The organism is Methylobacterium sp. AMS5, from assembly GCF_001542815.1.
Lineage (GTDB): Bacteria > Pseudomonadota > Alphaproteobacteria > Rhizobiales > Beijerinckiaceae > Methylobacterium.
This window is the reverse complement of the sequence record NZ_CP006992.1, coordinates 2472918-2481976: the sequence shown is the minus strand read 5'-3', so window position 1 is coordinate 2481976 and position 9059 is coordinate 2472918. Positions and strand designations below refer to the sequence as shown.

Annotated in this window: 7 protein-coding genes; 1 reads left to right on the top strand and 6 read right to left on the bottom strand. The window is 68.4% G+C overall.

Translation table 11 applies throughout. The features are described 5' to 3' along the window. Positions 1-175: 175 nt before the first annotated feature. Positions 176-976, bottom strand: a complete 801-nt coding sequence (locus Y590_RS11220) for a SapC family protein (protein ID WP_060769911.1) — start codon at positions 974-976, stop codon at positions 176-178. 846 nt (positions 977-1822) lie between these two features. On the opposite strand from Y590_RS11220, the gene Y590_RS11215 reads away from it, so the two are divergent. Next, positions 1823-2827: a helix-turn-helix domain-containing protein gene (locus tag Y590_RS11215; RefSeq protein WP_286161892.1), complete on the top strand. Its 1005-nt coding sequence runs from the start codon at positions 1823-1825 to the stop codon at positions 2825-2827. 97 nt (positions 2828-2924) lie between these two features. Here Y590_RS11215 and Y590_RS11210 read toward each other — a convergent pair whose 3' ends face one another. From Y590_RS11210 to Y590_RS11190, 5 genes are read right to left on the bottom strand one after another with little or no spacing between them, the layout of a single operon-like run. After that, a complete protein-coding gene (locus tag Y590_RS11210) occupies positions 2925-3857 on the bottom strand; it encodes a radical SAM protein (protein ID WP_060769910.1) in 933 nt (310 codons plus the stop codon). Positions 3858-3874: 17 nt separating this feature from the next. Continuing rightward, complete coding sequence (locus Y590_RS11205; RefSeq protein ID WP_060769909.1) at positions 3875-4750, bottom strand: hypothetical protein; 876 nt, start codon at positions 4748-4750, stop codon at positions 3875-3877. Next, positions 4747-7146, bottom strand: a complete 2400-nt coding sequence (locus Y590_RS11200; protein WP_060769908.1) for a tryptophan 7-halogenase — start codon at positions 7144-7146, stop codon at positions 4747-4749. The genes Y590_RS11205 and Y590_RS11200 overlap by 4 nt, the downstream gene beginning before the upstream one ends. A 29-nt stretch (positions 7147-7175) precedes the next feature. Next, positions 7176-7835, bottom strand: a complete 660-nt coding sequence (locus tag Y590_RS11195; protein WP_060769907.1) for a nucleoside/nucleotide kinase family protein — start codon at positions 7833-7835, stop codon at positions 7176-7178. After that, positions 7832-8869 (bottom strand): methyltransferase, encoded by a 1038-nt coding sequence (locus Y590_RS11190; protein WP_286161891.1) that lies wholly within the window; start codon positions 8867-8869, stop codon positions 7832-7834. Before Y590_RS11190 ends, Y590_RS11195 begins: the two co-directional genes overlap by 4 nt. Positions 8870-9059 lie beyond the last annotated feature (190 nt).

The following is a 9059-nucleotide window of genomic DNA, read 5'->3' as shown; positions in this document are numbered from 1 at the left end:
TGCCGCTCTCTCCAACCGGAACCTGCGCGGCCTGACCTGGCGCGCAAAGACACAGCGTCCCGGCAGGCAAGAGGGCCGCCGGGATCATTGTCACCGCGATTTTCAGATTTCGGCCGGCGCTCAGCGGCTGCGCATCGGCCCATGGCTCCCGGCCTCGACCGGGAGCCCTTCGGGATCAGGCGTTGCCCGAGGTCTCGAAGTCGGCCGGAGAAGCCGGGGCGGTCTCGTCCGCCTGCGCCGTCTCGGCCGGGGCACCGATGCGCTCGGCGATCGGCGCAAGGTTCCGCAGCGAAGCGAGATGCAGGTAGATCAGCTCCATCTCGTCCGCCTGCATCAACTCGGCGAGTTGCTCGGCCGACAGAGCCTTCAGGCGATCACGGCTGACCACGCTGAAGCCGGACAGCGTCGAGCGCTGACCGCTGCGAAGCGTGAACTGCGCCTGCATCGGCTCCAGAAGGCCGAACTCCTGCAGGCGTTTCACGAACAGCTTCGTGCGCTGGAACTGCACCTGGTAGGCCTGAAGGAAGCCCAGGACGTTCTGCAGATACTGTGTACGCTCGCCGTCGGCGTCGAACAGGCGCTCGCCGCGGCCTTCGTCGTTGCAACCCGAGAAATCCTCGTCGACGCAGAGCGTGAAGGTGGCATCGGCGTCGTTCGCGTTGTCGCTGGAAAACACGAACGGGTAGCGGCGCAGGAAGGCCGGGACATACGAACCGGACCACGAACCCGATTCGGATACGTACAGGTTCTCGTTGTCGCGAATGCCGAGGAGCGCCACCGGAATGATCTCGTCGGCAGCGCCGCCGAACACGATGGCATATTCGGCCGCCGAATTCGGAAACTCGGCGACCATGAGCGGCACCGAATTGACGCCGCGCGCGAAGTCGAACGACGCACCGGCCTTCACGGACCATGATCCGTGACGCTGCCGGGTGACCGGCACGGCACGCTCGTAGATGAGAAGCTGCTTACTCATTCCGACCCCACGTTGCGGCGCTCGTGCGATTCCCGCATCTTCGCCTGCTGCTGCATATCAGGACGGCCCCTCGCTGCGGAGGGATGGTTCCATTTTTTCGATTGATCCAGCGTCTCAGATGCAACCTCGCCAGCGCGGCCGCGACGGCGTCATTCGAGAGGATCAATCCTGGCCATCCATTCTCAGGGGCACAGGGCTCGGAAGCAATCGCGATCGGGGTCGTCGAAAAAAGAGTCACAGGGCTGTACCCGGCTCGACACGGTGCCGAAGCCGGGCCTTGCGTTCCAACAAACCAGCGGCTCACTAAAGCCAAGCTTCACGATCGACAGGCCTCACCGAACGGCGCGTGCGATACTTGTCGATGACCGACACAAGCAGCATCACTTAAAAATTCGCCAATCACGAAAAACAGTCAAATTTTTTCAAATTTCGTGCGATCACTTCGAAGAGACGCCAAATTTCGAATTCTATAATTCGTTTTTGGCGAATTAAAAAGAAGATGTAATTTCAACGAGCGAATTTAAACCAGCAAGTCGCCATCAGCGAATGCCCCCTTCGATCGCCCGAGCGATCACTGATGAGCACATCAGCTCTTGAAACCTGAATGGGCGACTTTAGCTGTACGCGTCTTCGGTGGCGGCAGCCAATCCAGGATATTTTGGCAAGGATACGGGCGAGGATTCGCGATCTGTGCCGGGATATTGAGTAATATCAATCGTATCATTGTTGATAAACTTCGTTCAGGAACGGCGTGATCACACAGTCACCCTCTTTTCCGCGACTTTCGGCGAGCATTGCCGGAATGGGAAAAGCATCCCGATCGTTTTCTTGGAAGTCGATTGTCCCGTGACCTCACTCCAGCGGCTGGATTACCTCACGACCGGGCTGCCCCACGGGACCGCGGCCGAAATCTGGAAAGGCGTCGTCGGCCCCCTGTTCGAGCCGCGGGCCTTCCATCCCGGTCAGCAAAGCCCCACCGGCTCGGCGAGCGGTGCCGTCATCGGCGACATCATGGTGGCACGGGTGGTGTTCGGGGCGCAGAGCTACCGCCGCGACCGGGATCTCATCGCCCGCACGCCGGATCACATCCTCTTCCATCTCTACAACGTCGGCGGTTTCAGCGGCTTCATCAACGGGCAGCAAACCACGATCTGGTCGTCGCAGGTCGCGATCATCGACCTCGCCCAGGAGGTCGACACGCTCGCGGCCTCGTCGGACACGGTCGCGCTCGTCGTCCCGCGGGCCTTGCTGCCGGGCCTGGCCGAGAACCCGCTGCCGCCACGGCTCGATGCGGGGCGCAACCGGCTTCTGGCCGCCCATCTGATCGCGCTGCGTGAACGCAGCACGCTCATCGAAGAACCGGATGCCGAGGCGGTCGTGACGCAGACGCTCGACTTCCTGCGCGCTCTGCTCGATCCCGCCCGCGCCGAGGAGACCGCCGCGACGCCGACGCTCGCCACCTGTCACCTCACGCTCGCCGAGCAGACGATCCGCACCCACCTCGCCTCGCCGGACCTGTCGCCGGAGATGATCGCCAACGAGATCGGCGTGTCGCGCGCGACCCTCTACCGGATGTTCGCCCCCTATGGCGGCATCATGCGCTCGGTCCAGGAACGGCGGCTCCTGGCGGTCCGGGCCGCCCTCAGCGACCCGCTGGAGACCCGCCGCCTCTCCCGGCTCGCGACCGATTTCGGGTTTCGCGGCAAGGTCCATTTCAGCCGCAGCTTCCGCGCCCAGTTCGGCATTACCGCGAGCGAGTTCAGGGCCGAGCAGGTGGCCCTCGCCCAGAGGGATGCGCGGGCCGATCTCGACGTCCTGCACGACTGGTGGCCCCGGCTCGGGAACCGATAGGGCATCGTCCCGAAGAGTCCTTGTTTTCGACGCGTCCTTTGCCGGCGAACCGGCCTCTCTCCTCAAAAAAGCGTGCCGGAGACGCGGCACTGCCGGATCAAGCCGAAGCCCGGCTCCAGGCCTGCCGCCGGGGCGCGGGCAACGGGTGAACGAGGTCGGCTTCGAGCCCGAATTTCGCGACGTAGGCCGTGTTCAAGCCGAGGCATTCACGAGAGCTGCAAGCCTCTCGGTGGGCGCATTGATAGAAGCCGTTGCGCTCGAATTCCCGCCAGAAATCCGGGTCGATGTGCAGTTCGGGCTGGCCGTTGACGAGGGCATCGCCGAGATCGCCGAGCAGGCATTCGGGGAAGTTCTTCACCTCGACGGCGCGTCCGAGCGCGCGGGCGCGCAAGACCGCCTCGCGCAGATGAGGCAGGACGTGGGCGTGGCGGGCAACGAGGCCCTTCTCGTCGCGCTCGGACATCGGGAAGTAGACCCAGAACTCCATCTGGGTCAGGCGCTGGAGATGGCCGAGCCGCGTGACGAGATCGGGCAGCAGGCGGTAGCTCCGCTCGGTGACCACGGTGTTGGTGAGGGTCTCGACGCCCTCCATCGCGTCGAGGGTCTCCAAGCCGCGCAGGGCGCGCTCGAACGAGCCCGGCACCAGGGTCAGCGCATCGTGGCTCGCCGCATCGCTGCCGGCGATGGAGACGAAGAACTCGTCGACGCCGGCCTCGACCAGCCGGCGGCAGTAGCTCGGCTGGCCGAGATGCATGCCGTGGGTCTGAATGCGGACATGCGCAAAGCCGCTCGCCCGCGCCCGGCGCGCCAATTCGGGCAGGTCGCGCCGCAGGGTGATCTCGGACCCGGTCAGGATCAGGCCGCTCCAGCGCCGCTCGCGGGCGTTGAGGGCGAGGATCTCCTCGAAATGCGCGTCCGATTCCGGCGCGAGCCGATCCATCGTGCCCTCGATCATGCAGTGGACGCATTTGAGGTTGCAGCGAAACTCCATCGTCAGGGAGACGTAGGCGGCGTGGTCGTAGCGTCCCATGGCGTCGTCCCAGCCCTTCAGAGCAGACCGTAATACGCGCTCTTCGTCACGGTCAGCCTGCCGTCGATCACCGCGTAGTCGATCCCGACATCGAATAGCAGGTGCGACAGGCGCCGCCGCTCCGAACGCACGAAGTCGCGGATCGCGGGCGGATAGGCGAGCCGGTCGAGGAAGGCGATGAGGCCATCGATTTCCACCCGCGAGAAATAGACGCCGTCGCACAGGCGCTTGTTGGCCACGACCACGACGCCGCAGCGCATCAGTTCGGGCCACAGGATCGCGTCGAGATCGAGGCCGGGCAGATCGAAATGGGCCGAACAGGCGGCCTTGGCCGCAATCGCGTCGCGCTCGCGGGCCGCGTCGAAGAAGCTGTAGAGGTTGTCGAAGACGAGGCCGTCGGCAGTGAGCCCGTAGCTGAGACCGGACGAGACGCTGCTGCCGGGATTGCCGACATAGATGTTGAGGCGGTCAAAGCTCCGCTCGCCCCGGGCCAGGGCGTCGTCGAGGTCGAGCGAGAACATGAAGTAGGGCCGCGCGCCCGCATAGCGCAGATCGCAGGGCGCGAACGGCGCCAGGATCGCCAGCACGCGCTCGATCGAGACCGTGCGCTCGAGCCGGCCGTAGTCGTAGAAATAGAACTCCCAGGTGGTGACGCCGTCCCGGAGCTTGGCGCCCCAGACACTGCGGCCGGGGCCGAGGCTGTCGCGCAGCGCGTCGCAGATCGCGAACAGCTTCGGATCCGCGCCCGCGCAGGCCAGCGAGTGCCAGAGCAGGCTCGCCTGCCGCAGGCGTCCCGCCGTCGGCCCGACGGGCTCGTAGTCCCACAGACAGTAATCGGCGTAGCGGTCACCCGGCGCGGACAGCTCCAGGCGGGCGGGGTCAAGGCCGGTCATCCGCCGGCGACGCCGGAATACACGGTGATGAAGGGCTGGCCGTCCCGCCCGACGCCGCCGGCGACATGGCCCAGGGTCTCCTGAAGCCTCTCTCTCAGGACCCTTGCGGCCGCCTCGCGCGGCACGCCGAGATCGACGAAGGCTTGGCCGAGCAGCGGCTCCGCATCGGCCACGGTCAGGCCGCAGGCATAGAGGTTGAGGTCGTAGGACAGGCGCCGTCCCGGCTCCTCGCGGGCTTCGAGATAGTGGACCGCACCGCGCCCCCTCTCCTGCGCCAGCCGCAGGATCGCATGGGCGGTGTCGCGCGCGGGCGCGCCAGCCGCACCCCACTCGCCGGCCATCCGGTTCAGCCGCGCCCCGATCTCCTCGGGGCCGCGCACCCGTGGCCAGTGGTAGAGGGTGACGACGGGCGGATGCGTTCCCCCAGGCGTCCACTTATAGGCGCGATGGACCAGCATCGGCTCCGCGCCGGCCTCGTCCGCTCCGGTCCAGGCGGCGTCAGTGCGCGACGACCATTCGACATAGAGCTTGTAGAGCGCGCCCGGCGGGCCGTCCTCGTAGCCGAGATGGAGGATGTCCGCCCCGCCGATCAGGCCGGCGGCCTCCGCGCGCTCCCGCTCCGGCAATCCGAGCCCGGCGGCCAGCCGGTCGAGCGTCGTTTCGGGCTTAAGGCCGAGGCTCGCGCGGTGCAGGCTCATGAGGAAGCGGTCGGTCTGCAGTCCCGCCGGGGAGGCTTTCACCGAGCGCTCGTAGCCGAAGGGCTGGCCGAGCCCCGCCACCAGATCGGCGAGACGCGCGCCCTCCGGCGTTCGGCGCAGACCCGCCGGGCCGACCGGCGCCGAAGCCGCCGCGATGCGTACCGAAGGCCCGGCGACGGGTACCTTACCGTGCAATGCGTCCATCAGACGGCCATGCGGCGCCATCGCCTCGGCGATCTGGGCCGACTGCGCACGGATGCTGGCGAGCAGTCGGGCGATCTCGCGGCCGTCGGCGACATCAACCGGAGCGAAGGGCCGGCGCGGCAGGAAATCGGCACCGGAGAACAGGAGGTAGTGATCGCCCTCGCTGAACGGCGCCTCCTCGCTCAACGCGACATGTCCGGCCAACTCGTAGAGGTCGAGGCGGTCGGCGAGCCGGTCGGGGATCGTCACCGCGCGGGCCGCCGCCCAGAACGGTTCCGACCGGCGGCCGAGAACGTAATGCGCGGCCACCGCCTCGGCCGCGTCGTCGTGGAAGCGGTTCAGGCGCGCGGCATAGGCACGGCGCAGCACGTCACCGCCGTCCCCCTGGCGCGGCAGGGTGGCGAGGAAGGTCTCGAGTCCGGCCAGGACGAGATCGAGATCGAAGCCGAGGAGCGGCTCGACCGCTCCGGCCGCCGCGCCGAGGGCGACGACGTTGCGCTGCCACGGTGAGGCGCGGCGACCGTGCCTTAGTTCCGCATCGACGATGCCCGCCTCGCTATCGAAGGCGCATCGCAGGGTGGCCGCCGCCGCATCCGGCGGCGTGGTCCGGCTATCGTAGACGTAGAGGTGCTCCGTGCGGTCGGCCAGCGGCAGCGATGCCGTCCAGCCCTCTGCCCGGCCGCGATAGGCGGTGAAGGGCGGCACCTCCGGCGATCGCGGCAAGGACAGGCGGGCCACGCGGTTTCCGGGGCCGCTGCCCGCGACCCAGGCCTCGCCGAGCGCGGTGCCGATGAGCTGCCCGGTGGCACCGGTACAATCGAGGAAGATGTCGCCCTCGACCTTCTGCCCTCCGTCGAGGACGAGGGCGCCGACATCACCGTACAGGTCGCGCTCGATCTCGCGGACCCGCCCGGCTACCCCGCGCACGCCTTCGGAGAGGGCCAAATCGCGCAGGAAACGGACGAGGGCGGTCCGGTCGAGGTGATAGCCGTAATCGCCGGATTCGGTGAGCGAGGACCGGTCTGCCATGGGACGGGGCCCGCGCCCTGCGGCCGCCATCAGCGCCTGGGGTGCGTAATCGGCGTAGCTCCCGGCCTCGACCTCGGCGCCCTCTTCGGTGCTCTCTTGGCGAAGCTTCATCCAGTAATGGAACAGGTCGCGGCCGGCGATCCGCGGGCCGCAGGCACCGAAGGGATGCCAGTGGCCCTGGCCCTCGGCGAACCAGTCGTCGTAGCGGCTGGCGAGCCGATAGGTCGCCGCGCAGCGGCGCATGAAGATCGCCTCGTCGATGCCGAAACCGGTGAGGAAGCGGGTGAAGGCCGGGCGCGTCGCCAGGGCGGCGGAGGCCCCCGCGGCCGGGGCCGACCCGACGAGGGTGACCGTCCAGCCCGCCCGGCGCAGGACGCGTTTCAGATAGAGCGCGGCCATCCAGCCGGCGGGACCGCCGCCGGCAACGACCAAGCGCGGAGGCGCGGAGCGTTCGGACCTGAACATCGAGTTGTCGGCTCCGCGAGCGTCGCCCCTCACGCCGTCGGCGTCGGGACGGCCGTAAGGGTGGCGTGGAGAGTGGATTGGATTTCGGACTGAATGGCGGCGAGGTGCCCGGCGAGCGTGCCGGCACCGAGGATCTGGTCCGCCGCCGGCCGGACCCGTTCGCGCTGCAGCGCGTAGGTCGGGTGCAGCAGGGCGTCGTAGCGTCCGAGATAGGCATCGAGCGCTTCGAGAAGCCCGGGGGCGGCCGTCGAATCGCGCCGTGCCGCCGCGGTGAAGCTGCGCAGCTTGCGCGCCAGCGCGACGTCCAGGGGCAGATCGAGCCAGACCAGATGGTCGATCTGTGCCCCCGTTCCGGGATGGGCCCGGCCGAGCAGGGTGTCGAGAACGATCACGGGCCGCGCCGCGCGCCGCGACAGGCGCAGCGTGCCGCCGCGCTCCCGGTCCGGCACCGGCTCACCGCGCCGCAGCCGGGCCAGATCCTCGGTGAGCCCCGGTACGGGCACCGCGTCGAGGGGCGCGCCGCCCGCGAGCCACGCCGCCACCCGTTCCGGCGGCCAACCGGTGATTTCCTCGTAGGCGTCGTAGGCGAGCACCGGTGCGCCGCCGAAGCGCTCCGACAGAGCGTGGGACAGCGTGGTCTTGCCGCTGCCCGGCGGTCCGCTGACGGCGAGGACGAAGGGCGCGCTCACAGCGCACCGCCGGGCTTGCGCGCCTCGATCAGGTGGAACGGCGTTTCGAGCGCGAGGCGGCGGACGGTGCAATCGACGAAGCCGAGAGCGGCCAGCGTCTCGGTATAGAGGTCCGCATCCCGGAAGAAGGGCTGGAACACGAGGTCGGCGGATTGGACGTAGCCGAGGGGGCGCTCGCGCAGAGCCATGGGTGCCCGCTCATAGATCACGAGACGCCCGCCGGGGGCGAGCGCGCGCGCGGCGGGCTCGAGCAGGGCACGGGCCTCCTCGGCCGGCCAATCGTGCAGGACCGACTTGAAGGTCACGAGGTCGTGCCCCTCGGGCAGGGGATCGCGCCGCATGTCGCCGGCCTGGAACGTGACGCGGGCGCCTTCCGGCCGGTCCGCGAGGTTCTCGCGGCCGAGCGCGCAGACGACGGGCAGATCGAACACCGTGGCGGTCAGGTTCGGGGCGCGGCGGCAGGCCTGGGCGGCGAACTCGCCGCTGTTGCCGCCGAGATCGAGCAGACGCCGATGCAGACCGGGCTCGATCCGGTCGAGGCCCGGCCCGGCCTCATAGCGCGTCAGGCAGGTGGTGTAGGCGACCCAGCGCCGGGTCGCGTCGAGGTTGTCCGGCGTGATCTCGAAGCAGCGGTCGTAGCGGAACAGCTCGAAGGTGCGCGAGGCCGCCATGAAGGCCGGCAGGTCGGCGACGAAGGCGGGAAAATGCCGGCGCAGATCCTCGGACGCGGCGGCGGCGAAGGCGAGCTTCGCCTCGATGAGGTCGCGGCAGGGCAGCACGGCGCGGAACGCCTCGCTCAGCCCGATCCGGCCCGGCGCGGGCTCGGCGGCGATCCCGGCGCCGACAAGGAGGCCGGTCAGGCAGGCAAGTTGCGGCCCCTCGAGCCGAAACTCATCGGCCAATCCGGCCGCTACAATGTCCGAGCGGCGGGCGAGCCGGTCGATCAGCCCGGATGTGAAGGCGAAGCTGAGGGCGTGCGCGGCGGCCTCGCTTTCGAGGAAGCGGTCCACGCGCGGAAATGCCGGGCCCGGCACTTCCGGCTCCGACGTCCCGCGCCCTCCCCCATCCGGCATCAGCGTGACGCCAAGCTCAGGCTGCGGCGCGAGACCCGGTCAAACCTCTGGAATGAAGGAGGCTTTGAATTGAGACGCTGGATCAACGCATTTTTCTTCGTGGCCATTGCCGCCGCCACATTCCATTCGTGATCGAATCGCACAAACCGTG

Bases quoted from the DNA above. Each gene is read 5' to 3' on its own strand.
- Y590_RS11220 (WP_060769911.1), bottom strand. From the start codon at position 976: ATGAGTAAGCAGCTTCTCATCTACGAGCGTGCCGTGCCGGTCACCCGG.
- Y590_RS11205 (WP_060769909.1), bottom strand. From the start codon at position 4,750: ATGACCGGCCTTGACCCCGCCCGCCTGGAGCTGTCCGCGCCGGGTGAC.
- Y590_RS11200 (WP_060769908.1), bottom strand. From the start codon at position 7,146: ATGTTCAGGTCCGAACGCTCCGCGCCTCCGCGCTTGGTCGTTGCCGGC.
- Y590_RS11210 (WP_060769910.1), bottom strand. From the start codon at position 3,857: ATGGGACGCTACGACCACGCCGCCTACGTCTCCCTGACGATGGAGTTT.